General features: G+C 61.3%; 22 protein-coding genes. 18 read left to right on the top strand and 4 right to left on the bottom strand.

Going from position 1 to position 23288, the window contains the following annotated elements; all coding sequences use genetic code 11:
* Positions 1-60 precede the first annotated feature (60 nt).
* The 10 genes from atpE to AC6CH8_RS05980 all read left to right on the top strand — a co-directional run bounded on the left by atpE (position 61) and on the right by AC6CH8_RS05980 (position 10459).
* A complete protein-coding gene (atpE, locus tag AC6CH8_RS06025; RefSeq protein WP_009356484.1) occupies positions 61-264 on the top strand; it encodes an ATP synthase F0 subunit C in 204 nt (67 codons plus the stop codon).
* 55 nt (positions 265-319) lie between these two features.
* Positions 320-877 carry a F0F1 ATP synthase subunit B gene (locus AC6CH8_RS06020; protein WP_017199730.1) on the top strand — a complete coding sequence of 186 codons (558 nt, stop codon included), beginning with the start codon at positions 320-322 and terminating at the stop codon, positions 875-877.
* Positions 877-1704: a F0F1 ATP synthase subunit delta gene (locus AC6CH8_RS06015; RefSeq protein ID WP_091468397.1), complete on the top strand. Its 828-nt coding sequence runs from the start codon at positions 877-879 to the stop codon at positions 1702-1704. Before AC6CH8_RS06020 ends, AC6CH8_RS06015 begins: the two co-directional genes overlap by 1 nt.
* A gap of 85 nt (positions 1705-1789) precedes the next feature.
* Positions 1790-3427 (top strand): F0F1 ATP synthase subunit alpha, encoded by a 1638-nt coding sequence (gene atpA, locus AC6CH8_RS06010; protein WP_011775259.1) that lies wholly within the window; start codon positions 1790-1792, stop codon positions 3425-3427.
* A 76-nt stretch (positions 3428-3503) separates the two neighbouring features.
* A complete protein-coding gene (locus AC6CH8_RS06005) occupies positions 3504-4394 on the top strand; it encodes a F0F1 ATP synthase subunit gamma (protein ID WP_011775258.1) in 891 nt (296 codons plus the stop codon).
* A gap of 83 nt (positions 4395-4477) precedes the next feature.
* Positions 4478-5929 (top strand): F0F1 ATP synthase subunit beta, encoded by a 1452-nt coding sequence (gene atpD / locus AC6CH8_RS06000; protein ID WP_091468394.1) that lies wholly within the window; start codon positions 4478-4480, stop codon positions 5927-5929.
* Between the two features lies 1 nt (position 5930).
* Positions 5931-6215: a F0F1 ATP synthase subunit epsilon gene (locus tag AC6CH8_RS05995; RefSeq protein WP_014922172.1), complete on the top strand. Its 285-nt coding sequence runs from the start codon at positions 5931-5933 to the stop codon at positions 6213-6215.
* A 10-nt stretch (positions 6216-6225) separates the two neighbouring features.
* The gene (locus AC6CH8_RS05990) at positions 6226-6657 is read left to right on the top strand and encodes a DUF2550 domain-containing protein (protein ID WP_091468392.1); all 432 of its coding nucleotides are present in this window, start codon (positions 6226-6228) and stop codon (positions 6655-6657) included.
* A 5-nt stretch (positions 6658-6662) separates the two neighbouring features.
* A complete protein-coding gene (locus tag AC6CH8_RS05985; protein WP_498189372.1) occupies positions 6663-7961 on the top strand; it encodes an alpha/beta hydrolase in 1299 nt (432 codons plus the stop codon).
* Entirely contained in the window at positions 7943-10459 is a 2517-nt protein-coding gene (locus AC6CH8_RS05980; RefSeq protein WP_498189370.1) for a bifunctional lysylphosphatidylglycerol flippase/synthetase MprF, read from the top strand. The genes AC6CH8_RS05985 and AC6CH8_RS05980 overlap by 19 nt, the downstream gene beginning before the upstream one ends.
* Positions 10460-10641: 182 nt before the next feature.
* On the opposite strand, the gene AC6CH8_RS05975 is transcribed toward AC6CH8_RS05980, so the two are convergent.
* The 3 genes from AC6CH8_RS05975 to nucS form a co-directional block, all read right to left on the bottom strand.
* Positions 10642-10845 (bottom strand): cold-shock protein, encoded by a 204-nt coding sequence (locus AC6CH8_RS05975; RefSeq protein WP_017199737.1) that lies wholly within the window; start codon positions 10843-10845, stop codon positions 10642-10644.
* A gap of 297 nt (positions 10846-11142) precedes the next feature.
* The gene (locus AC6CH8_RS05970) at positions 11143-12390 is read right to left on the bottom strand and encodes an N-acetylglucosamine-6-phosphate deacetylase (RefSeq protein ID WP_420178405.1); all 1248 of its coding nucleotides are present in this window, start codon (positions 12388-12390) and stop codon (positions 11143-11145) included.
* 47 nt (positions 12391-12437) lie between these two features.
* Positions 12438-13133 carry an endonuclease NucS gene (nucS, locus tag AC6CH8_RS05965; protein WP_178996812.1) on the bottom strand — a complete coding sequence of 232 codons (696 nt, stop codon included), beginning with the start codon at positions 13131-13133 and terminating at the stop codon, positions 12438-12440.
* A gap of 57 nt (positions 13134-13190) precedes the next feature.
* Here nucS and AC6CH8_RS05960 point away from each other — a divergent pair, with 57 nt between their 5' ends.
* Both AC6CH8_RS05960 and AC6CH8_RS05955 read left to right on the top strand, forming a co-directional pair.
* Positions 13191-13538, top strand: a complete 348-nt coding sequence (locus AC6CH8_RS05960; RefSeq protein ID WP_091468381.1) for an Rv1322 family protein — start codon at positions 13191-13193, stop codon at positions 13536-13538.
* A gap of 19 nt (positions 13539-13557) precedes the next feature.
* Entirely contained in the window at positions 13558-14352 is a 795-nt protein-coding gene (locus AC6CH8_RS05955; protein ID WP_498189367.1) for an alpha/beta hydrolase, read from the top strand.
* Between the two features lie 120 nt (positions 14353-14472).
* Here the strand turns inward: AC6CH8_RS05955 and AC6CH8_RS05950 are convergent, their stop codons facing one another.
* Positions 14473-15780, bottom strand: coding sequence for an AI-2E family transporter (locus AC6CH8_RS05950; protein WP_498189365.1), 1308 nt, complete (start codon positions 15778-15780; stop codon positions 14473-14475).
* A gap of 202 nt (positions 15781-15982) precedes the next feature.
* Here AC6CH8_RS05950 and AC6CH8_RS05945 point away from each other — a divergent pair, with 202 nt between their 5' ends.
* The 6 genes from AC6CH8_RS05945 (at position 15983) to nagB (ending at position 23288) form a co-directional block, all read left to right on the top strand.
* Positions 15983-17794: a DUF8094 domain-containing protein gene (locus AC6CH8_RS05945; RefSeq protein ID WP_498189363.1), complete on the top strand. Its 1812-nt coding sequence runs from the start codon at positions 15983-15985 to the stop codon at positions 17792-17794.
* A 38-nt stretch (positions 17795-17832) separates the two neighbouring features.
* Positions 17833-18831: a co-chaperone YbbN gene (locus AC6CH8_RS05940; RefSeq protein ID WP_498189361.1), complete on the top strand. Its 999-nt coding sequence runs from the start codon at positions 17833-17835 to the stop codon at positions 18829-18831.
* Entirely contained in the window at positions 18831-19931 is a 1101-nt protein-coding gene (locus tag AC6CH8_RS05935; RefSeq protein WP_420178401.1) for an NADH:flavin oxidoreductase/NADH oxidase, read from the top strand. The genes AC6CH8_RS05940 and AC6CH8_RS05935 overlap by 1 nt, the downstream gene beginning before the upstream one ends.
* A gap of 40 nt (positions 19932-19971) precedes the next feature.
* Positions 19972-20871 carry an ABC transporter ATP-binding protein gene (locus AC6CH8_RS05930; RefSeq protein WP_420178400.1) on the top strand — a complete coding sequence of 300 codons (900 nt, stop codon included), beginning with the start codon at positions 19972-19974 and terminating at the stop codon, positions 20869-20871.
* Positions 20853-22424: a transporter gene (locus AC6CH8_RS05925; protein WP_498189359.1), complete on the top strand. Its 1572-nt coding sequence runs from the start codon at positions 20853-20855 to the stop codon at positions 22422-22424. Before AC6CH8_RS05930 ends, AC6CH8_RS05925 begins: the two co-directional genes overlap by 19 nt.
* A gap of 81 nt (positions 22425-22505) precedes the next feature.
* Positions 22506-23288 (top strand): glucosamine-6-phosphate deaminase, encoded by a 783-nt coding sequence (gene nagB, locus AC6CH8_RS05920; protein WP_498189557.1) that lies wholly within the window; start codon positions 22506-22508, stop codon positions 23286-23288.

Raw genomic sequence — 23288 nt, 5'->3', positions numbered from 1 at the left:
TGTGGGGATTGAAGTAAACCAAACAACCTGCCACATGGGTGGCATCTTGAAAGGAAAAAAATGGAAGGCAATCTCAACCTCGTAGGTTACGGTCTGTCCGCAATCGGCGGTGGTATCGGTGTGGGTCTCGTGTTCGCGGCTTACATCAACGGTGTTGCTCGTCAGCCGGAAGCTCAGCGTGTGCTGCAGCCGATCGCGTTCCTTGGTCTGGCACTGACCGAAGCTCTCGCCATCCTCGGCCTCGTCTTCGCGTTCGTTCTCTAGTCTTCGGATTCAGAACAAGCGAATTCCGCAACCGAGTAGATAGGACGGGTGAAATATGAATCAGCTGATCATCTCAGCCGCCACTGAAGGCGAAGAGGCCGCTAACCCTCTCGTTCCCAATGTTTGGGAAATGGGCGTCGTCCTCGTCGGCTTTGCGGTCCTCCTGTACATCGTGATCAAGTTCATTGTTCCGATGTTCGAGAAGACCTTCGCAGAGCGCGCCGAAGCAATTGAAGGTGGCATTGCAAAGGCCGAAGCGGCACAGGCAGAAGCTTCTGCTGCTCTCGAAGAGTACAAGCAGCAGCTCACTGATGCCCGTGCCGAAGCCAACCGAATCCGTGAAGAAGCACGCGCCGAAGGCGCCCAGATCCTCGCGGACCTGAAGGCAAAGGCTGCAGCAGAGTCTGCACGCATCACCGAGCAGGCACACGCTGCCATCGAGTCGGAGCGCCAGGCAGCTGTTGTCTCGCTTCGTTCCGAGGTTGGCACTTTGGCCACCACACTGGCCGGCCGCATCGTTGGGGAAGCACTCACCGACGACCAGCGCGCCGCACGTGTTGTGGACCGCTTCCTTGCAGATCTGGAGACCCAGAGCGCAGGTGCAGCTAAGTAATGGCAGGTATATCGAGCGAATCGCTGACCACAGCGCTGGCGCAGCTGGAAGCCAAGCTTCCCTTCGCCTCGCTGCAGTTGGCTAAGGACCTCTTCGGAATCCTGGGAACGGTGGACAGCTCGGCTGGCTTGCGCCGCGCCCTGACTGACCCGTCCCGTTCCGGTGACGAGAAGTCGGCGCTGGTCAAGCAGCTGGTTGGCGGAAAAGTCTCCGCTGATGCTGCTGAAATTGCAGGCGGATTGGCCAGCTCGCGCTGGGCATCGGCCCGTGATATCGGCGATGCACTCGAGACGCTTGCCGCCACGGTTGTCATTGCCGTAGCTGAAAACAAGTCGGCCGTTTCTGCCTCCGGTATCACGGGGCTGGAAGAGCTGGAAAACGATCTGTTTGCCTTCAACCAGGCCGTCGCCTCCAGCCACGAAGTACAACGTGCTCTGTCTGAACCGCAGGCATCTCCTGCGGCCAAGATTGCACTGGCCGAGAAACTTGTTCCTGGCAGCAGCGAGGAATCAAAGGTTCTCATCCGCCAGGCAGTTACGCAGCCACGCGGTGTCAAGCCGAGCAAGCTCGTCGAGTCATTCGCCAAGCTTGCAGCCAAGCGCCAGCAGCGCTGGATTGCGACTGTCAGCGTTACCCGTCCGTTGACGGAAACGCAGGCCAGCCGTCTGCAGGCCGGGCTTGATGCCCTGTACGGCCGCGAACTGAAGGTCAACGTCAATGTTGACCCCGCACTGATCGGTGGAATTCGCGTTCAGGTGGGTGACGAAGTGCTTGACGCTTCGGTCATCGCCCGCCTGTCCGAACTCCGCCGCCAGCTCGTTGGCTAGCGAAGACAAAGCACAACTTAACTGATATAAAACCCGGTCATCGTGAGCAACGATGATCACGAAAACAGGAGAGCAGGGACTGCAGATGGCCGAATTGACCATCAACGCCGACGACGTCCGTAATGCGTTGAACGAGTTCGCGGCGTCCTACGAACCCGGTAACGCAGAGCGCGTAGAGGTTGGTCGTGTGACCACCGCAAGTGACGGCATCGCCCGTGTTGAGGGTCTTCCCTCGGTCATGGCGAACGAGCTGCTTCGCTTCGAAGATGGCACGCTGGGCCTGGCCCAGAACCTCGACGTCCGCGAGATCGGTGTCATTATCCTCGGTGACTTCACCGGTATTGAAGAAGGCCAGGAAGTTCACCGTACCGGTGAGATCCTGTCCGTTCCGGTTGGCGACGCCTTCCTGGGTCGCGTAGTCGACCCCCTGGGCCAGCCCATCGATGACCTCGGCGAGATCAAGGCCGAAGCCACCCGTGCACTGGAACTTCAGGCTCCGGGCGTTACCGAACGCAAGTCGGTTCACGAACCGATGCAGACCGGCCTCAAGGCTATCGACGCCATGATCCCGATCGGCCGCGGCCAGCGTCAGCTGATCATTGGTGACCGCCAGACCGGCAAGACCGCCATCGCTGTGGACACCATCATCAACCAGAAGGCCAACTGGGCTTCGGGAGATGTCACCAAGCAGGTTCGGTGCGTCTACGTTGGTGTCGGCCAGAAGGCTTCCACCATTGCAGCCGTTCGCCAGACCCTTGAGGACCACGGCGCGCTGGAGTACACCACCATCGTGGCGTCCCCGGCATCTGACCCTGCCGGCTTCAAGTACTTGGCACCGTATGCAGGTTCGGCCATCGGCCAGCACTGGATGTACGGCGGCAAGCACGTTCTGGTGATCTTCGATGACCTGTCCAAGCAGGCCGAAGCCTACCGCGCCGTATCCCTGCTGCTGCGCCGTCCGCCGGGACGCGAAGCGTACCCGGGTGACGTTTTCTACTTGCACTCCCGCCTGCTGGAGCGTTGTGCCAAGCTCTCCGACGAGCTCGGTGCCGGCTCGATGACCGGTCTTCCGATCGTCGAGACCAAGGCAAACGACGTCTCCGCGTACATCCCGACCAACGTGATCTCCATTACCGATGGTCAGATCTTCCTCCAGTCGGATCTCTTCAACGCCAACCAGCGTCCCGCTGTTGACGTTGGTGTGTCCGTCTCCCGCGTTGGTGGCGCTGCACAGGTCAAGTCCATGAAGAAGGTCTCCGGTACCTTGAAGCTGGACCTGGCCCAGTACCGCGACATGCAGGCATTCGCTATGTTCGCCTCTGACCTGGATGCTGCATCACGTCAGCAGCTGACCCGTGGTGCACGCCTGATGGAACTGCTGAAGCAGGGCCAGTACTCACCGTTCCCCGTTGAGAACCAGGTTGTTTCCATCTGGGCCGGCACCAACGGTTACCTGGACGACGTTCCGGTTGAGGACATCAGCCGCTTCGAGTCCGAGTTCCTGGAGCACCTCACGCACAAGTCCTCCATCCTGACAACGCTGGCTCAGACCAACGTCCTGGATGACGACACCGCTGCAGCTCTGAAGGAAGCCATTGTTTCCTTCAAGAAGGGCTTCTTCGGCGAGGGCGACAACCACTTGGTTGGCGCTGGCCACGAGGAGCACGCAGCGATCTCCGGCGGCGACGTCGACCAGGAAAAGATCGTCAAGCAGAAGCGCTAGTTCCGATCACCTGCCCTGCCGGGGTCCGCAAGGGCCCCGGCAGGGCAGCACATCGGAAACTTAGGAAAGGATAAGTATGGGAGCCCAGATTCGGGTCTACCGTCAGAAGATCAGCTCGACGACGTCGATGCGCAAGATCTTCAAGGCGATGGAACTGATCGCTACCTCGCGCATCGGTAAGGCCCGCGCCCGCGTAGCAGCTTCACTGCCTTACGCGAACGCGATTACCCGCGCCGTTTCTGCTGTCGCAACTCAGAGCGAAATCGACCACCCGCTGACCACCGAGCCGGAGCAGATCCGCCGCGCCGCAGTCCTGATCATTACGTCGGACCGTGGCCTTGCAGGATCGTACTCCGCGAGCGTGCTCAAGCAGGCTGAAGGTCTCACCGAGCTTCTTCACGCAGAAGGCAAGGAAGTCAAGGCATACCTGGTTGGCCGTAAGGCGCAGGCGTACTTCGATTTCCGCAACCGGTCCTACGCCCGCGTATGGACTGGCGGCACCGACGCACCGGAATTCGAAACCGCGCAGGAAGTCGGAGCTGCACTTCTTGAAGACTTCTCCACTGACTTTGAAGAGGGCGGCGTGGACGAGATCCACGTTGTATACACCCGCTTCAAGTCCATGGTGACGCAGGAGCCGACGGTCATCCGTTTGCTCCCGTTGGAGGTCGTCGAAGAGGAAGCAGCCTCGGAATCCGAGCTGTTGCCGTTGTACGAGTTTGAGCCGGAAACAGAGCAGGTGCTTGACGCACTGCTGCCGCGTTACATCGAGTCCCGCATCTTCGCAGCCATGCTGCAGGCCGCAGCTTCCGAGCTCGCAGCCCGCCAGCGTGCTATGAAGTCGGCCGGTGACAACGCTACCGACTTGATCAAGAAGTACACGCGCCTTCGCAACACGGCCCGCCAGGCCGAGATTACGCAGGAGCTTTCCGAAATCGTGGCCGGCGCAGACGCCCTCGCGTCTTAGCCTCAACGAATTCGGCTCGAAGCCGCACCTGCACCAAACAGATAAACTTAAACCCACGCCATCTACTGAGTGAAGTGAGAGAGATGACTGCCACTGCTACCGAACACGTAGCTACGGCCGGTGCTACCGGCCGCATTGCCCGTGTTATTGGTCCGGTTGTCGACGTCGAATTCCCGGCTGACGCAATCCCCTCGATTTACAACGCTCTGACCACTGAGATCACTCTCAACGGCCAGACGAAAACCATCACGTTCGAGACTTCCCAGCACCTGGGTGACAACCTCGTTCGCGCCATCTCCCTGCAGGCAACCGACGGCCTCGTCCGTGGCACCACTGTGCGGGACTCCGGTTCTCCCATCTCCGTGCCCGTCGGCGACGGCGTCAAGGGCCACATCTTCAACGTTCTCGGCAAGCCGCTGGACGTCGAAGAGTCCGAGATCAAGGCAGACGCCTACTGGCCGATCCACCGCAAGGCTCCGTCCTTCGCTTCCCTCGAGGGCTCCACGGAGATGCTCGAGACCGGCATCAAGGTCATCGACCTTCTCACCCCGTACATCAAGGGTGGAAAGATCGGCCTGTTCGGCGGCGCCGGCGTTGGCAAGACCGTTCTGATCCAGGAAATGATCACCCGTGTTGCCCGCAACTTCGGTGGTACTTCCGTATTCGCCGGTGTTGGCGAGCGTACCCGTGAAGGTAACGACCTCTGGGTTGAAATGGAAGAGGCAGGCGTTCTTAAGGACACCGCCCTTGTATTCGGCCAGATGGATGAGCCGCCGGGAACGCGTCTTCGCGTGGCCCTGTCCGCCCTGACCATGGCGGAGTACTTCCGCGATGTTCAGAACCAGGACGTGTTGCTCTTCATCGACAACATCTTCCGCTTCACGCAGGCAGGCTCGGAAGTTTCCACACTGCTCGGCCGCATGCCGTCCGCTGTGGGCTACCAGCCCAACCTTGCTGACGAGATGGGTCTGCTCCAGGAGCGCATCACCTCCACCAAGGGCCACTCCATCACGTCGATGCAGGCCATCTACGTGCCGGCTGATGACTACACCGACCCGGCTCCGGCAACGACCTTCGCACACCTCGACGCGACCACGGAACTTTCCCGTGAAATCGCCTCCCGTGGTTTGTACCCGGCCGTTGACCCGCTGACGTCCACGTCCCGTATCCTGGATCCCCAGTACATCGGTAAGGATCACTACAACACGGCCGTTCGTGTTAAGCAGATCCTGCAGAAGAACAAGGAACTCCAGGACATCATCGCCATCCTCGGTGTTGACGAACTGTCTGAAGAGGACAAGATCGTCGTGTCGCGTGCACGTCGTATCCAGCAGTTCCTCTCCCAGAACACCTACACCGCCAAGCAGTTCACCGGCGTCGAGGGCTCCACCGTGTCCATCAAGGACACTGTTGAAGGCTTCACGGCCATCTGTGACGGCGAGCTGGACCACATCGCAGAGCAGGCGTTCTTCAACGTCGGCGGCCTGGATGACGTCGAGCGTCAGTGGGCCAAGATCCAGGAACAGACCAAGTAGTATGGCTGAGCTCGAGGTTGAGATTGTCGCAGCGGACCACTTCGTGTGGTCCGGTGCGGCCAAGATGGTGAAGGCCCGCACCAGTGATGGTGAAATCGGAATCCTGCCGGGCCACTCGCCCCTTCTGGCCATCATGGCCGCGGGCGAGCTGGCAATCCAGCCGGTTTCCGGTGATCGCATTGCAGTAGTTGTTGACGGCGGATTCTTCTCCGTCGACAACGATCGCGTGGTCATTGTTGCTGACAACGCCAAATTGGGCGAAGCGGCTACAGCGGGGATCCGATAGCACGACCTTGATGGACGATTCCCTTATTCCGTTCATCGCCTTGGCAACAGCGTTTACGTTGCTGATCATTTCACTGTGCCTTTTCGGGGTGCGCCGCTTCAATCTGCGGCGCGCCCTGGGCACGGTCGACGCCTCCATTTGCATGGCTGGAAACAGCTGGCAAATGGGGGTTTGTCGTTATCAGGACAATGAGCTCGAGTGGTTCCGCTTGATGTCCCTGAGCGTCATCCCCAAGCACAAGTTCACGCGCAGCTCACTTGAACTGCTTGGCCGCCGCCAGCCCACGGAAGAAGAACTCGTCAGGATACAACCTGGTGTGGTTGTGGTTGAACTGCAGTACGAAGGCAAGAAGTTCATGCTCGCCATGAATTTCGATGCCTATGCGGGTTTGTCGTCCTGGCTTGAAGCTGGGCCGGTCATTGGCGTCGGAACCTGGCGCTAGGCGCCATGGACTTTCTTTCGGACGTCAGTCTGGTTGATGGGCCGTTCCTCTGGTTCAGCATCGCCTGTGGTGCAGCAGGCGGGGCCTACCTCCTATGGCGTCGACGACGTTCCTGGCCTCTTTTCGTCGCAAGCAGCTTACTGCTCGCTGTAGGTGTCGTGGCGCTGATTCACTGGATCCTGGTGGATCTTATGGCCACGTTCTCGGAGAACCTTCCCTTTCAGACTGTAGCTTGGGCAGTCCCCGCTGTCGCAGCCCTTCTCCTGTGCGCTGCGCGCTTCCCCCGAAACTCCTGGCGCGGCCGCTCGTTCAGTGTGGTGGCGATGCTCGGCGTCGTGCTCTTATGCGTGGTCCAGATTAATCTCTATTTCGGATTGAATAACACGGTCTCGGACCTGCTGGGTACTGCGGTGGCGCGCATACAGCCACTGGAATCGAGCCTCAAACGCGCTGTAGACGCGAAGCCCGGTCAGGCCCCCTCCGCATGGAAAGCCCCGGACTCCATGCCCCGAAACGGCGTCCTGCGCAGAGCTGACATTCCCGGTACGGTCTCCGGCTTTAACGCACGGGAAGCATATGTTTACTTGCCACCCGCCTATCAGACCGCATCCCGTCCCAGCCTGCCTGTCTTGGTGCTCTTCGCCGGGCAGCCGGGTGGTCCGGCGGATTGGCTGACTGGTGGCCAGCTCCGTTCCCTGCTGGACCAGTTCGCTGAAAATCATCACGGGATTGCTCCTGTCACAGTGGTGGTCGACCCCAACGGATCAGCCAACGCCAACACCATGTGCATGGACAGCAACATCGCCTCGGTGGACACCTATCTTTCGAAGGATGTCCCGGCCTGGATCACTCAGACTTTGGATGTCGCGACTGATCACAAGCAGTGGGCCGTTGGCGGTTTCTCTTTTGGCGGCACATGCGCCATGCAAATGGGAACTTTGCACCCGGATCTGTTCGCATCCATTCTGCCTTTCGCCGCAGAAAGGGAACCGGCCCTGGCCAAAGATCGAAGCAAGACGATTTCGGACTCGTTCGACGGCGATGTTGAAGCTTTCGAATCCCGGACACCTCTGGTGTTGATGCAGCAGCGCAACTTTGCCGGCAGCGGGGTGTATCTGGTTTCGGGCGAAGCTGACCACGAGTTCACTGACTACATGCATGAGCTTGCTGACGCGGCACGGAACGCTGGTTTTGAAACCGAAGATCATTCAATTCCTCAGGCCGGACACTCCTGGGATGCCGTGATTCGTGGAATGCCCGGCGGACTCGACTTCCTGGCCACCCGGTGGGGGTTGCCGCGGTGAGCCTTACCCTCAGAGGTGTGGCGGAGTCTGCGCTGAGGCAGGCGGGCCGGCATTTGCGGTCAACGCCGTTCACCCTGCTCGTGCTTGCCGTTTTTGTGGGCCTGTCGTTGGCCTCCGGGAGCTTCCTGACCGGACCACCCCGGCCGTGGCTTGCCGTGGCCAGTGTGTCCCTGGATGGGTTGCGCTCGGGGGAATGGTGGTCCATCTGGACGTCGCTGTTCTTCACGACCAATCCGTTGGCCTATGCCACTGCCGTCCTCATGATTTTGCTCCTGCTCGGACTTGCAGAGCGGCAGTTGGGCTCCCTCAAAACGGCTGGAGTGTTCTTCGGCAGCCAGTTCGGCTGTATATCGGCGTTCCTCTTGGTGACCCAGGTGGCGCAATACGTCGATGACGGGTGGCTTTCCGAGATGGCTCTTACCCGTCTGATCGGACCATACGGTGCAATTCTTGCTACGGTTTTGGCCGCGAGCGCACTCCTGCCCACATTGTGGCAGCGTCGCCTGCGCACAGTGGTGCTTTCCATTTCCCTGTTGCTGGTGCTCTACGTGGGTCACGCGGAGACAGTTGTTGGTTTTCTGGGCGCGCTGATTGGCTTGCTCGCGGGCTGGTGGATGCAAAGCAGCCAAGGCCATCTCCACCTTCATAGGTCCACCAGCCGTGAAGTCCGGAACCTCCTTTCACTGACCATGGCAATTTTCGCCGTGGGTCCCATCGTGACCGCGGCAGCCAAGAGTCCATCGGGGCCGTTGGCCCTGTTGCGTGACGTCATCCTTAATCCGCTGCCAACCCTGAGCCAACTGGAAAGCAACTGCGGGGGCACCATCGACGTCGCTTGCCTCGAGATTGCACGCCAGGGTTACACGGGACCGTTCGGTTTGGCCTTGGCAGTGGTGCCGGTTGTCCTGCTCTTGATCTGTGCCGACGGCATGAGGCGCGGACGACGGCTCGCCTTGGGAATTGCCATCGGCGTGCAGTTGGTGGTGGTCGTCTTGTCCACGATCTATCTTGGCCTTTTTGCCGGTATGCCGCGGCCGGCGGGACGCCCACATGTGGGGATGCTCAACTCGGCCGTGGTTCACATCATTCCGCTTGTGCTGGTCCCCATGGCTTTGGCGCTTCTCCTGTTCGCCTATCGTGGCCACTTCCGGGTGGTGACCTCCGACCACCTTCGCCGAAAGGTGTTCTGGGTGGTCGGCTTGACTGGGGGAGGGCTGGGCTTGGCCTACGCAGCGGTGTGGCTGGCTTCCGGTGGTTTGGTTCGCGACGGCGGTGTGCTGGGTCTGGTGGCTGAGCTCGCCAGACAGTATCTCCCCGTTCCGCTTCCAGGTGTTTACCGCAAGGTTTTTGCTGAACGCGATGTGCTGGAAGTTATCCTCTTTTCCTACTCCGGCACGCTGTTTTGGCTCGTTGCCTTGATAGGCGTATGGGTGCTGCTGATCCGCGGACACCACACGGGTGGACTTGACCGTCAGGCGCGTCAGGGTGCACGTGCCCTGGTGAAGCGGGGCGGAGATTCCTTGTCATGGATGGCTCTTTGGGAGCCAAACAAATACTGGTTCACTCCCGAAGGTACCGGGGGAGTCGCCTACCAGCAGCACAGCCACGTGGCGTTGACGCTGGCCGGTCCTTTCGGAGCAAGGCAGCATCACGCGGCTACCGCCAAAGGCTTCCTGGAGTATTGCTCGCAGCATGCGTTGACGCCATGCCTCTACTCCTGCACGGACGAACTCTGGCCCATGCTGCAATCGCGCGGATTCCGCCGGGTGCCGGTTGCCCAAGAGACTCGACTGCGGATCAGGGGCCTGGAGTTCAAGGGCAAGGAGTGGCAAAACGTCAGAACATCCCTCAACCGTGCCGCGAAGATGGGGATCACGGCCAGGTGGGGCCGATACTCCGAACTCCCGCATGGAGTGCGTGCCCAAGTGAGTGAGGTTTCCGAGGAATGGGCTGCCCAGAAAAAAATCCCGGAAATGGGCTTCACCATGGGAGGCCTGGACGAGTTGGATGACGACGACGTCCTGTGCTGCGTCGCTTTGGACGACAAGGGTTTTGTCTATGGCGTCACCAGTTGGCTTCCCGTCTATGAGGAAGGTGTGATTGTCAGTTGGACACTGGACTTCATGCGGCGGCGGGGCGATGCTTTCCCGGGGGTCATGGAGTTCCTGATAGCTTCGGCCGTTTTGCACCTGCGGGATTCGGTGGAGCTGATTTCTTTGTCCGGTTCGCCTTTAGCCCGGGAAAAGGGCGAAATCGAGCAGCGGGCCAAAGGTCTGGCAGGACTACTGGAGGTGGTGGGGCACGCCTTGGAACCTGTTTACGGATTCAGGTCGCTGGCGTCCTTTAAGTCGAGGTTCCAGCCCGAGTACAGAACGTTGTACATGTATTACCAAGACCCGCTGCATCTTCCTGCAATTGGGCGTGCGCTCAGCAGGGCCTATCTTCCGGGATTGTCAGTCCGGCATTCGGCGCGGCTGCTCCGTAGCTTGGTTGGTTGAATTGTCAACACTTACTTATCCGAAGGACCCTTTTGGTATTTCTCCACGGTTAGTAACAGGCCTTGTTGACAAACCGTATATTGCGGCGGGCATTCCTTAGGTTAAGGCGCGTTGACCCCGGCTCGAAAGCCAGGGTCAACGTGTTTGTTGTATCTGCAACAAGCAGAGATCAACGGGTAAGACTAGACGACCGTAACGCCGGTTGCCTGGGGGCCCTTGGCTCCCTGACCGATCTCGAACTGAACGCGCTGGTTCTCATCGAGGGTCTTGAAGCCACCGGTCTGGATCTCGGAGTAGTGAACGAAAACGTCCCCATCCGCGTCATCCGGGGTGATGAAGCCGAAGCCCTTTTCAGCGTTGAACCACTTGACGGTTCCCAGTGCCATGTATTTCTCCTCATTGTGGAACATCAGTCCGATACACCTCGTACCGGGTTTGTTACTCCGCGAGAAGACCTGAATACCGCACAAGCCGGGGCTTGGTTGATCGCAGGAGCTTCACGCTCGCAACTGGTCTTGCGAGCATGAAAACCACCTACACAAAGACTGCTACAACACTTTCATGAGCTCTGCCGGAGGTCAACGGTGTTTTGGGCAATTCAGGAAAATTTTCGGTAAAAAGAAGGTAACGTCGGCTTCTGCAATTACCAAAGTCCTTTTCCTGCAACCAGGGCAGTCGCTCAACTAAGACAACCACTGGCCATTGCGCATTACGCCTGTCAGTTCCAGATCCTCGTTTGTTACAACGACATCAGCCCGCAGTCCCCGGCGGAGCCCGCCTATTTCGTCGGAAAGTCCCAGGACAGCGGCCGGGACCGCCGTTGCCGAGCAAATGGCGTCGGGAAGCGCGACGCCGGCTGCCACCGTTTTGCTGACGACTTCCAGGAGCGTGGAGGTGCCTCCGGCGATGGAGCCGGTGGCATCCAGCGTGGCCACGCCGTCGCTGACAGTGACCGGCGACGGGCCAAGCATGTAGTTGCCATCGGACAGTCCTGCCGCCGCCATGGAATCCGTTACCAGCACGATGTTGCCCGCTCCCACCAACTGGAAGACGGTGGCCACGGTGCTGGGGTCCAAATGCGTTCCGTCAGCAATGAGTTCAACAACCGCCTTCCCTTCCTGGGCCATGCGCAGGCATGCCGCAACGGGACCAGGGGCGCGGTGATGCAGGGGAGGCATTCCGTTGAAAAGGTGCGTGACCGTGGGAAGCGAGCTGACGCCGTCGAATCCTGCTGACTCGAGTCCCTCGCGGGCCGCAGCCAGGGACGCGGCGGCTGTGGCGTCGTCGCAGTCCGTGTGCCCCAAGGAGGGAGTGACTCCATGGGAAGTCATCAAGTCCACCAAGGCCGCTGCCCCCGGAAGCTCCGGGGCGTAAGTCATGGTGGCGAGCTTACCGGCCGCGGCTCCCACCAGTTCGTCCATGAGCTCCAGGTCGGGCTCCAGCAGGTATTCCGGATTCTGGGCCCCGCAGCGGGCATGGGACAGGAAGGGGCCTTCCAAATGAATGCCGGCCACGAGGCCTTCATCCACTAGCTTCACGTAAAGCTCGATGCCTCGAAGGAGATCTGCCCGGGGAGCGGTGACCATGCTGGCGAGGAAAGTGGTGGTCCCTGAGCGATGAAGGAACTCCACTGCCCTGCGCGCCGAGCCTTCTTCGCCGCCAGGGAAATCGCCGCCGTTGCCACCATGGCAGTGAACGTCCACGAGTCCTGGGAAGAGGTAGCTGCCGCTGGGAATCCCCAAGCGGATTGCGCTTTGGAAACCCTCAAATTCTTCGGGATCGAAGCCTTTGGCCGGCCCCGCGTAGGCAATTCTGTCCCCGTCGACGGCAACCAGGCCGTCTTCCACTACCTCCCCGTCGCTGACAAGCGTTCCTCGGATGATCTGGTGGCTCGGAGCGGAGGAAGAGGGAAATCCGGATGCGACAGTCATAATTCTGATTCTAGTGGCCTGCGGCACAGTCTCCCGAAGGGGAAAACTCAGAAGAGCCGTGACTCGCTGTCATCCACGCCGCGCATGGCGTCATAATCCAGCGTGACGCAATCGATTCCGCGGTCGTTGGCCAGTACTTTCGCTTGGGGCTTGATTTGTTGAGCGGCGAAAATCCCCCTCACGGGAGCCAACAGGGGGTCGCGGTTGAGCAGTTCGAGATACCGCGTGAGTTGTTCGACGCCGTCGATGTCTCCGCGCCGTTTCAGCTCAATAGCAACTGTGGCGCCGTCAGCATCCCTGGCCAGGATGTCCACAGGGCCGATAGCGGTGAAGTACTCGCGGCGTATGAGGGAGTAACCGGATCCCAGAAGCTCGATTTGCTCGGCCAGCAGCCTCTGGAGATCTGCTTCGACGCCGTCCTTGATCAGGCCGGGATCAGTGCCGAGCTCGTGCGAGGTGTCATGCAGTTGCTCGTAGATGTTGATGATGAGGCGGTCATCCGTCTTAGCGGACTGGACGGTCCACTGTTCCACCACCCCTTCTTCCACTTCGGTTTCCTCAGGCGTGGTCACACGAAGTGTTGCAGGGGGGCTCATCCAGTTCAGCGGCTTGTAGGAACCGCCGTCGGAATGCACCAACACCGAACCATCCGCTTTGACCAGCAGGAGCCGGGTAGCGAGGGGAAGATGGGCCTTGAGGCGGCCAACGTAATCAACAGAACAACGGGCTATGACGAGTCGCACCCGCCCCACATTACCGTCTCACCATCTACAACAGGGTGGCTGGGGCAGAATGGAAGCATGCCCCGCTCCAACCGTCCTCGTCGCAACGCGTCCAGCACACGCTCCGGCAGCGCCGGCGGCAGCAAATGGACGGAGCCGACGCCGGAGCTCGACCTTGAGCGGGCGCGCGGTGGTATCGCCCGGCGCGAAAGTGCACCGGACGGGGACTGGATGGTGCGGACCATGACGGCCAAGAAGGCGGAAAAGCAATACATCTGCCCTGGTTGCTCCACCGCCATCGTCCCCGGCATCGCGCATCTGGTGGTGTGGTCCGACAGTCACCTGTTTGGACAAGCCGCAGGGCTGGCCGAACGCAGGCACTGGCACACCAACTGCTGGACGGGCAGGACGTACCGCTACCGCTGATTCCCTTAGGCTTGGTTGCATGACTTTCGACCCCGCCTCGTTCGTGTTTACCCCGCAGGACGCGCCAACGGAGATCCGCGCCTCCACGGTCCTTCCCGCCCGCCGCGAGAACGTGGAGTTCACCACCGAGGACGGCAAGGTATTGCTGGGCGAACTGGCGTTGCCGGAATCAGGGGAGGTCACCGCGACGTTGATAACCCTCCACCCGCTGCCCACGCACGGCGGGTTCATGGATTCCCACGTCTACCGGAAGGCCTCCTACCGGTTGCCCGCGCTGTCGGGAGTTGCAGTCCTGCGCTTCAACACGCGGGGCACGGCATCACCGCGTGGCACCAGCGATGGCCGGTTCGAGGAGGGCATTGGGGAGCGCTACGACGTTGAGGCTGCCGTCCGTTTCGCCGTGGAACGCGGGCTCCCGAAACGCTGGCTCGTCGGGTGGTCCTTCGGTACCGAGCTCGCCCTCATGTACGGGGCGGTGGAGCCGGTGGCCCCGGAAATCGAAGGTGCAGTGCTGCTGTCCCCACCCTTGCACCGCGCCACTGATGTGCACCTCAAGGAGTGGGCCGCCTCCGGCAAGCCGCTCACGGTCCTGGTGCCGGAGCATGACGACTACCTGCAGCCTGCCGAAGCAGCCCAGCGGTTCAGCCTGGTGCCGCAGGCCCGGCTTGTCGGCGTCGACGGTGCAAAACACCTTTGGGTGGGCGAGAAGTACGCGGCCCGCGTCTTGGATGAAATCGTCGACGACGTCACTCCGGCGGGTGCCGGAGCGGACGGCCTGCCACGCGAATGGGCGGGGCCGGTCGCGAGTGCCTAGTACGGTCGCGAGTGCTTGACCCGGTCGCGAACCGCTGAGCCTGTGTGCAGATAATGCCCCTAAGAACACATCGTGTTCAGGGGCATTATCTGTCTGAAGAACCTGTGGAGGGCGGGGTACTCAGTGCCGATCTTGGCGGACGATGAATACTTCCTTGATCAGCAGCATGATGGCTGCCGCCGTCGGAATGGCGATCAGTGCGCCAAGGACGCCGAGCAGGCTGCCGCCGGCAATCACCGAGATCACCGCCACCGCCCCCGGTACAGCTACTGCACGCTGCATGATGCGCGGTGAGATGAAGTACGCCTCGAACTGCAGGTAGGCGAAGTAGGCGATCGCATAGATCACGGCTGTCTGCCAGCCGGCGGTGAGGGCTACCAGGATGACCACGACGGCGGCGATCATGCCGCCTACCAGGGGAATGAACGCCAGCAGGGCAACTACGAAGGCAAGCAGGACGCTGAAGGGGATGCCCAGGATGGTCATCAGGATGAAGGCAAAAATGGCGTTCAGCAGGGCAACGCAAACCTGGCCTATGACGTAGTTGCCCACGGAGTCGGTAATCGCTTCGGAAAGCGCCTCAACACGTGGACGGCGGGACCGGGGAGCGAGGCGGTAGGCCCACTTCTTCATCGATGGCAGGGCTGCCAGGAAGTAGAGGCTGAGGACCAGTACGATCAGGGAACCGAACAGGCCGTTGGCAACCGTGGACCCGAAACCGACCACACCGCCGAAGATTCCGCCCATCGCTTCGGGATCCTTGACGAACTTGTCCAGTTCGGTGGTGATGCGGTCACGTACGCCAAATTGGCTGTCTGCGTTGCGGAAGAAGTCCGAGTCCAGGAAGCTGCGGATCCAGTCCGGGGCTTGGCGGACGATTTCCGATACCTGTTCGACGATGGTGGGAATCAGCGTTGCAAAGAATCCGGCCACCGCGAGCACAAGGGCTGAGACGGATATGAGGATGCCGGCGGGCCGGGGCACTTTGCGGCCTTCCAGCCAGCGGACCACGGGATCAAGTCCGAGGGCGATGAAGAGTGCCGCTACGATCCACAAGATGAGCTGGGTGGTGTTGCTGGCGATGTAGAACACGGCCAAAGCAATTCCTACACCTGCAGTACCCATGAATCCGACATATACAGGGTGCTGGGAAGACATCCGCGGGCCAGGGGCTCCGAAGCCGTGGTCGTCCTCGGGGCGGAAGCCTTCGCGGCCTTCATCCGATTCAGCTTCCGGGGGCATCTCGAAACGTACGCGGTTCCGGGCGCCGGGGATGGGTTGCCTCAGCCTGCGGCTGATTGCAGCCAGGCGTCCGGTGCGGACTGGAACCGTCGCAGCCGGAACCGTCGCGGCAGTGCCCTCGGAGGGGGTATCCACCGCACTTGACCCGGGCTCATCGACGGGACGGGGCTCCATGTGGTCTTTCACGCGGTTTGGCTGCCTTTTCAGTGGTGGTACAGGGTGGACTTAGGCGCTGGAAGGCCCGTATATCATGATCATCGCCACACTATCAGGAGCGCGGATTGGCGCTGCAGCGGCGCGGTGGCGGGCTTTTCGGGATGTCGGGGAGATCACCTCGATCTGACTCTCTGATAACAAAACGGTTACCCTTGAAGTTCAACGACCGCTGATGATAGGTGATCCTGTGCGTTTGAAGACTGCAGCCTTGCTGGTGCTGCTGGGCCTGCTGACGATGCTGGCCGGTATTGGCCAGCTGACTTTTTGGGCCCCCTCCGAGACCGTGACGGCTTCGGTTCCCAGCGATACCAAAGCTGCCCCGCTGACCGTGATCGACCAAAAGTTGATCGCCCTCCATGACGGGCCGGTGAAGATCAAGATCCAGGGTGAAGGCAACTTCATGGTCGCTACGGGACGCCCGGACGACGTCGAAGCCTGGGTCGGCGAGACGGCCCACAACACCTTGACCGGAGTCTCTGCGGACCAGAAGTCGCTGGAGGTGTCCTCTGCTGACGGCGAGGCCACGGCGCCTTCCCCGGCTGGATCCGATTTGTGGGTCAGCACCGAGGACGCCAGCGGCGATTTGGACTACACCTGGAACCCTCCCGCCGATGGTGAGTGGTCCCTGTTGGTTGCCGGCGACGGTACCCAGCCCGCGCCGTCGTCGATTTCCATGACGTTCCCGAACAATGCCACCACCCCTTGGGCAGTGCCGCTGATTGTCTTGGGCATCATCATCATCCTGATCGGAGCGGCGCTGCCGTTCATCGCCAAAGCGCTCAGTAACCGTCGCAAGCACGACGACGACGACGAGCCGCGCGATGGCGGAGAGACCACCACGCTCCCGGTTCAGCCCTCTACTGCCAAGTCGCCGGGCGTTGAGGCGCCTACTACCCAGTCGCCCACTGTTCAGCCGCCTGCTGGCAACAAAGGTCGTCGTCCTGGTGCCGGCGCTGAAGGTCCAACCCTCCGCATCACGGCCCTCGCCGCTACGATGGCCGCCGTCCTGGTCGGAGGGACGGCAGTCGCCGCCCAAGCCACCGCGACCCCCGAGGCCACCACGACCTCGTCAGCTGCGGCCGACGCTGAGGCCGCCACGCCTGTCATGCTGGAATCTCAGCTGCAGCGGATCCTTGAGCAGGTAGCGAGCACTGTGGATGCGGCGGACGCAGCCAAGGACGCGGCTAAACTGGCCCCGCGAGTAGACAAGATGGAACTCCAGATCCGGACCCAGAACTACAAGATCCGGTCCGCAGTGTCTGCCTACGAGCCGCGTATGCCGGTGCGGGCCACCAAGCTTCAGAGCAGCGTTATCAGCACCAAGCGGGACTGGCCCCGAACGGTCTTCGCCCTCACCCAGGGTGAAGGAAACGTGGTGCCGCAGGTCCTGACCCTTGTGCAGCTTTCGCCTCGTGAAAACTACAAGCTGTGGGGCAGTGCGCCGCTGCAGCCTGGCACTAACTTCCCGTCCTTCCCCATTCCGCGCAACGGAACTGAGCCTGTACCGGCGAGCGACAGCACTGGCCTGGCCTACAGCGGTAATGAGGCCTTGGAAATCCTGAGTGAAATGCTGACGAATCCGGAGTCGCCCAACCGAAGCAAGTTGGCCGATGGGCAGTCATCCCCTTACATTGCAGGGGCACTGGCCTACCAGGCGGACACTGTGAAGAACGGAACCAGCGCAAACTTCAAGTTCACGCACACGCCGGTCACCAACCAGACTGTGGTCCTGAAGACAGCTGACGGCGGCGCCGTGGTTGTGGGGCGTTTGGATTTCGCTTTCGAAGGCACGCCCAAGGCTGCAGGCGACAAGCTGGTGCTTGAAGACGATTCCGCAGTATTCGCCGGTGGTAAGGAAACCACCACGGGCATGGTTCTGAACTTCGCCGAATCCGTGGCCGTATACATTCCGCCGGCAGGTTCTGCCGACCCCATGAAGCTCGTGGCGGCTACCCGCGGGCTGGTCGGAGCCAGCTTCAAGTAAGGCGTACCCATGGCAGGGCAGCGGCTAGAGTGGACGGTATGAGTTCGCCCGGATACCGACCCACTCCAGCCGCTGCCAGCCAGCTCAATCTTCGCGGTGCCGTTGACTTGTCGTCGCTGCGCCGCCCGGCCTCCCCGCCAGTGCCGGCCCCCTCTGCTTCGGCAGAGGGCGGATCGCCGGCGGATGGCACGCCCCAAGGGGGCGAAACCGGCAAAGCACCACTTCGAGTGGATGCAACCGAATCAAATTTCCAGGATCTGGTGCAATTGTCCGCACAGATCCCCGTGCTTTTCCTTCTTTGGTCGCGCTATGCGCCCGAGTCACCCGCCGTCCTCGATGCCGCCGAACGTGTTGTTGAGACTTACGGTGGTCGCTTGGTGCTTGCAGCCGCCGATGTGGACACCTTCCCGCAACTGGCACAGGCCTTCCAAGTTCAGGCTGTTCCCACAGCAGTTGCCGTGGTCAAGGGGCAGCCCGTCCCGCTCTTCCAAGGACCAGCGGATGACGAGCAGATCCGAAACCTGGTTGAGGAACTTCTCAAGGTTGCTGCAGCGAACGGGGTCACCGGCAGCATAGGTGATGCCGCACCGGGGGAGGACGCGGAACCCGCACCACTGCCGCCACTGCATCAGGCAGCCATTGACGCGATCGAGGTAGGCGATTACGCCGGTGCAGCCGCAGCTTACAAGCAGGCGCTCCTCGAACAGCCGGCAGACACCGACGCCAAGGCCGGTTTGGCTCAGGTTGAGCTGATGGCCAGATTAGACCAGCTCTCGGCCCCCGAGGCCGAAAGCCTCCGCGAGCTCGCCGCCGAAGAGCCGGACAACGTGCAGGCCCAGTTGACCGTGGCCGACCTTGACGTCTCCGGCGGCCACATCGATGACGCCTTCAAACGCATCATCACATTTATTGGCAGGAATTTCGGTCCCGAGCGTGAGACCGCCCGCGTGCGCCTCCTTGAGCTCTTCGAGGTTGTGGGAACCCAGGACGAACGGGTGGCAAAAGCGCGCCAAGGGCTCGCGAGGGTTCTCTTCTAGTGCCGTCCGCGCTGTTCACTCCGCTTCAGCTGCGCTCGCTTACCGTCCCCCACCGTGGTTGGGTATCGCCCATGTGCCAGTACAGCTGCCACCCGGAGACCGGCGAAGGCGTCCCCAACGACTGGCACTTGATGCACTTGGGTTCTTTTGCAGCCGGCGGCGCCGCGCTCATCCTGAGTGAGGCGGCGGCGGTGAACGCTGCAGGCAGAATCAGCCCCTTGGACGCTGGCTTGTACTCCGATGAGCAGGCGGCCGGATGGGAGCGCGTAGTGGCGTTCGTTCACCGGCATGGCGCCGTCGACGCCAAAATAGGGGCGCAACTTGCCCACGCCGGGCGCAAGGCATCTACGTATTGGCCATTTTCCGATCGCTCCGGCTCTGTTCCGGAGTCCGACGGCGGATGGGTCACCTCCGGGCCGAGCAGCGATCCGTTTGACGGCTACGCCGCACCGGAGGTCATGAGCGACGCGGATATACATGGCGTGGTGGCCGACTTTGCCGCCGCTGCCAGCCGGGCAGTTGCGGCGGGTTTCGACACTGTGGAAATCCACGGAGCCCACGGGTACCTCCTGCACCAGTTTCAAAGCCCGCTCATCAACACCCGGACCGATGGCTGGGGCGGAAATGAGGAGGGGCGCAATCGGCTCATGCTCGCCGTGGTGGATGCGGTCAGGGAAGTCATTCCGGACTCCATGCCGCTGCTGCTCCGCATTTCCGCGACGGACTGGGCTGACGGCGGGGTTGACGTCGAGGCTTCTGTTCGCCTGGCCCGCGCCGCTGCCGAACGTGGCGTTGACCTTGTGGACGTCTCCAGCGGCGGCGCAGTAGCGCATCAGCAGATCAGGGCTGTGCCCGGATACCAGGCTGGATTTGCACAGCAGGTAAAGAATGACGCCGGTGTCCCCACCGGCGCGGTGGGCTTGCTCACGAGTGCCACGCAAGCGGAGGATATTGTGGCGAACGGCAGGGCGGATGCGGTTTTCATGGCCCGTGCTGCATTGCGGGATCCGCACTGGTGGCTCAGGGCTGCATACGAACTGGGCCACGATATTCCGTGGGTTCCGCAGTACCAGAGGGCCGTTCCCCGCCACGGCTTCTAGGACCTCCTCAGGTTCGTGTTGGCAAGGCTAGGCTGGGTCCATGACGGAACCACGCCATGAACCCACGCCCACTTCCGCGCCGCCACAAGCGTCCGCGCCGCCACAAGCTTCGGCAACGCAGCCGGTCAACCAATTACCGGCTGGCACCCTGCCGCTGGCTGCCAGTGGCCCGGCTGAGGGCGCGCCGATGGCCGCACTGTCCATCCGCGGCCTGGCCAAGCGTTTCGGTGAGAAGATCGCCGTCGATGGCGTGAGCCTGGAGGTCCCCGCGGGTTCCTTCTACGGGATGGTTGGCCCCAACGGTGCCGGCAAGACCACAACACTGTCCATGGCTACCGGCCTGTTGCGGCCCGATTTTGGCACGGCTCTGGTCCACGGCGTTGATGTTTGGGCCCGGCCCTTGGAAGCCAAGAAGCTTATGGGCGTCCTGCCGGATGGCGTGCGCCTTTTTGACAGGCTGACGGGCGAACAGCTGGTCACCTATTCCGGACTGCTCCGCGGCATGGATCGTGATGTTGTGGGTTCCCGGGTTTCTGAATTGCTGGCCGCCCTCGATCTCCAGGCAGACGCCGGCACTTTGGTGGTTGATTACTCGGCCGGTATGACCAAGAAGATCGCCTTGGCCTCTGCACTGATTCATGCGCCCCGCCTCCTTGTCCTGGATGAGCCCTTTGAGTCGGTGGACCCTGTTTCGGCGTCTAACATCCGGGGCATATTGGAGAGCTACGTCGCTTCCGGCGGCACTGTCATTGTTTCCAGCCACGTCATGGACCTCGTGCAGCGCATGTGCAGCCATGTCGCCGTGGTTGCAGGCGGTCGGGTGCTGGCGGCTGGATCTGTGGACGAGGTTCGGAACGGTTCCACCCTCGAAGAACGGTTTGTGCAATTGGTGGGCGGCGGACACCGGACGGAGGGGCTCGAATGGTTGCGCACCTTCTGAGCCTGAAGTGGCGCCTGCTGCTTAACGGATTCAAACGCAGCCCATGGCAGTTGGTGGGGATGGCACTCGGGTTGCTCTATGCCTTGGGCGTCCTTTCCCTTCTGATTGGCGGACTCATTGCTTTGCGTTGGGCTGATGCTGAGATTGCCCACACGGTAGTAGTGCTGGGCGGTGCGGCCACGGTGCTGGGATGGGCCATTATTCCGCTCCTCGCTTCCGCGGCGGACATGACGTTGGACCCCGCTCGCTTCACCACGTTCGCGATTCCCCCGAGGCAACTACTGGCCGGACTCGCCCTGGCGGGGTTCATCGGTATTCCGGGTTTGGCTACGTTGCTCGCCGCCTTGGGCACGGTGGGAACCTGGTGGCGTAGCGTTCCGGCTGCTGCCGGCGCCTTTTTGGGTGCCATTCTGGGTGCCCTTACATGCATCGTCCTGTCCAAGGTGGTAACGACCGCGACGGCCGGCCTTGCCTCCTCGCGACGCTTCAAGGACGTGAGCAGCATCATTGTCTTCATCCCGCTGATGCTGCTGGGGCCCATCATGGTGGGAATTGTGGACGGCGTCCGCGGCAGTGCCGATTACCTGCCCGTGTTGGCCCGCACTGTGTCCTGGACGCCGCTGGGTGCGGCCTGGTCCTTGGGCGGCGACTTGGAGTCCGGCAACGCGGGCGCCGCAGCGCTGAAATTTCTGATCTCTGCCGCAACCATTGCCGGCCTCCTTCTGTGCTGGCATCTTCTGCTGCAGCGTGCTTTGGTGACGCCCCCGTACTCCGGAGGCTCCGCCAGGAAGGGTGGAAAACTCGGACTGTTTGCCCTTCTTCCCGGGACTCCTGCGGGCGCAGTTGCTGCCAGGGCTTTGATCTATTGGATGAAGGATCCAAGGTATGCGGCCTCCCTTGTGATTGTTCCGTTGTTTCCCGTCATCTTTTTCTTCAGCGGATCGCAGAGTGGCAGCTACGGTCTGCTCATGATCCTGGGACCGTTGACAGCGTTCATGCTGGCTTGGTCCATCTGCGCCGATGTCTCGTATGACAACACAGCTTTTGCGCTCCACCTCGCGGCGGGGGTCAAGGGCATTGACGATCGCTTGGGTCGTGCCCTGGCCTGCTTGGCCATCTCACTTCCAGTGGTGCTCGTGTTTACTATTGGGCCACTTTTCGTCACTGGGGACTGGCAATGGCTCCCCAACCTTCTGGGGTTGTCGCTGGGAACTCTCTTTACCGGGCTGGGGCTCTCATCGGTGATTTCGGCCCGCTATAACATCGCTGTACCTTTGCCGGGAGACAGTCCGTTCAAGAAACCGCCGGGAAATGTCGCCCAGACGCTGGCAGTGCAAGCCGTCGGTATGGGCGTTTTGGCGCTTCTGCTCGTTCCGGAGCTTGCATTGGTGGCTGTCCAGGCCTTCAGCGGGGGTCCTGAGGCCGGTTGGATCAACCTGGCTGTTGGACCTTTGCTCGGCGTCGTCCTCTTCGTGGTTGGCGTTCGGCTCGGTGGAAAATGGTTGGATGCGCGCGGTCCGGAAATGTTCGCCCAACTGAGCGTGAACCGCTAGCCTGCGTAACAACCGTGCCCGTAGGTGGGACATGGGATAACGTCTTTGTCAGATAGCTCATAACTAAGAAAGGCCGTGACGATGGAAGTTGTCATTCTCCCTGGCACCAAGCAGATCGGTGCGCTTGCAGCCGATGCCATCGAAGCGCTGGTACGCCGTAAGCCCAATGCAGTCCTGGGCTTGGCGACGGGGTCGTCACCACTGCCCATCTATGACGAATTGGCCAGGCGGTACGAGGCAGGGGGATTGGACTTCAGCGAGGCGCATGGGTTCGCTTTGGATGAATATGTAGGGCTCCAGGCAGGACATCCAGAGTCCTACCGCGAGGTCATCCGGCGCGAGTTCACCAACCGGGTAAATATTAAGCCCGAGAACGTCCATGGGCCGGATGGCGCGGCGGAGGATCTTGAGGCTGCATGCCAGGGCTACGAAGACGCCATTAAGGCGGTAGGTGGAGTCGATCTCCAGATTTTGGGCGTAGGAACAGACGGGCATATCGGCTTCAATGAGCCTGGCTCATCTTTGGCATCCCGGACGCGCATCAAGACATTGATCGAGCAGACCCGGAAGGACAACGCTCGCTTCTTCGACAGCATCGACGATGTTCCTCACCACGTTGTCACCCAGGGCCTCGGAACCATCATGGATGCCCGGCATGTGGTCTTGGTCGCAACGGGGGCCCAGAAGGCCCAGGCTGTCCGGGATTTCGTGGAGGGGCCGGTGGCTGCCATTTGTGCGGCCTCCATCCTTCAGATGCACCCGCACGCCACGATTTTGGTGGATGAGGCGGCCGCGTCATCGCTGAAACTAGCCGATTATTATCGGCACACCTATGACAACAAGCCGGAGTGGCAGGGCCTGTAG

The sequence above is a fragment of the Paenarthrobacter sp. GQ52 genome (genome assembly GCF_059759005.1).
This window is presented reverse-complemented; position numbering and strand designations above follow the sequence as displayed.

What these genes read in the sequence shown, in the direction of transcription:
- atpE (WP_009356484.1), top strand. Translation starts at nt 61, where the DNA reads ATGGAAGGCAATCTCAACCTCGTAGGTTACGGTCTGTCCGCAATCGGC.
- AC6CH8_RS06020 (WP_017199730.1), top strand. Translation starts at nt 320, where the DNA reads ATGAATCAGCTGATCATCTCAGCCGCCACTGAAGGCGAAGAGGCCGCT.
- AC6CH8_RS06015 (WP_091468397.1), top strand. Translation starts at nt 877, where the DNA reads ATGGCAGGTATATCGAGCGAATCGCTGACCACAGCGCTGGCGCAGCTG.
- atpA (WP_011775259.1), top strand. Translation starts at nt 1,790, where the DNA reads ATGGCCGAATTGACCATCAACGCCGACGACGTCCGTAATGCGTTGAAC.
- AC6CH8_RS06005 (WP_011775258.1), top strand. Translation starts at nt 3,504, where the DNA reads ATGGGAGCCCAGATTCGGGTCTACCGTCAGAAGATCAGCTCGACGACG.
- atpD (WP_091468394.1), top strand. Translation starts at nt 4,478, where the DNA reads ATGACTGCCACTGCTACCGAACACGTAGCTACGGCCGGTGCTACCGGC.
- AC6CH8_RS05995 (WP_014922172.1), top strand. Translation starts at nt 5,931, where the DNA reads ATGGCTGAGCTCGAGGTTGAGATTGTCGCAGCGGACCACTTCGTGTGG.
- AC6CH8_RS05990 (WP_091468392.1), top strand. Translation starts at nt 6,226, where the DNA reads ATGGACGATTCCCTTATTCCGTTCATCGCCTTGGCAACAGCGTTTACG.
- AC6CH8_RS05985 (WP_498189372.1), top strand. Translation starts at nt 6,663, where the DNA reads ATGGACTTTCTTTCGGACGTCAGTCTGGTTGATGGGCCGTTCCTCTGG.
- AC6CH8_RS05975 (WP_017199737.1), bottom strand. Translation starts at nt 10,845, where the DNA reads ATGGCACTGGGAACCGTCAAGTGGTTCAACGCTGAAAAGGGCTTCGGC.
- AC6CH8_RS05970 (WP_420178405.1), bottom strand. Translation starts at nt 12,390, where the DNA reads ATGACTGTCGCATCCGGATTTCCCTCTTCCTCCGCTCCGAGCCACCAG.
- AC6CH8_RS05960 (WP_091468381.1), top strand. Translation starts at nt 13,191, where the DNA reads ATGCCCCGCTCCAACCGTCCTCGTCGCAACGCGTCCAGCACACGCTCC.
- AC6CH8_RS05955 (WP_498189367.1), top strand. Translation starts at nt 13,558, where the DNA reads ATGACTTTCGACCCCGCCTCGTTCGTGTTTACCCCGCAGGACGCGCCA.
- AC6CH8_RS05945 (WP_498189363.1), top strand. Translation starts at nt 15,983, where the DNA reads ATGATAGGTGATCCTGTGCGTTTGAAGACTGCAGCCTTGCTGGTGCTG.
- AC6CH8_RS05940 (WP_498189361.1), top strand. Translation starts at nt 17,833, where the DNA reads ATGAGTTCGCCCGGATACCGACCCACTCCAGCCGCTGCCAGCCAGCTC.
- AC6CH8_RS05930 (WP_420178400.1), top strand. Translation starts at nt 19,972, where the DNA reads ATGACGGAACCACGCCATGAACCCACGCCCACTTCCGCGCCGCCACAA.
- AC6CH8_RS05925 (WP_498189359.1), top strand. Translation starts at nt 20,853, where the DNA reads ATGGTTGCGCACCTTCTGAGCCTGAAGTGGCGCCTGCTGCTTAACGGA.
- nagB (WP_498189557.1), top strand. Translation starts at nt 22,506, where the DNA reads ATGGAAGTTGTCATTCTCCCTGGCACCAAGCAGATCGGTGCGCTTGCA.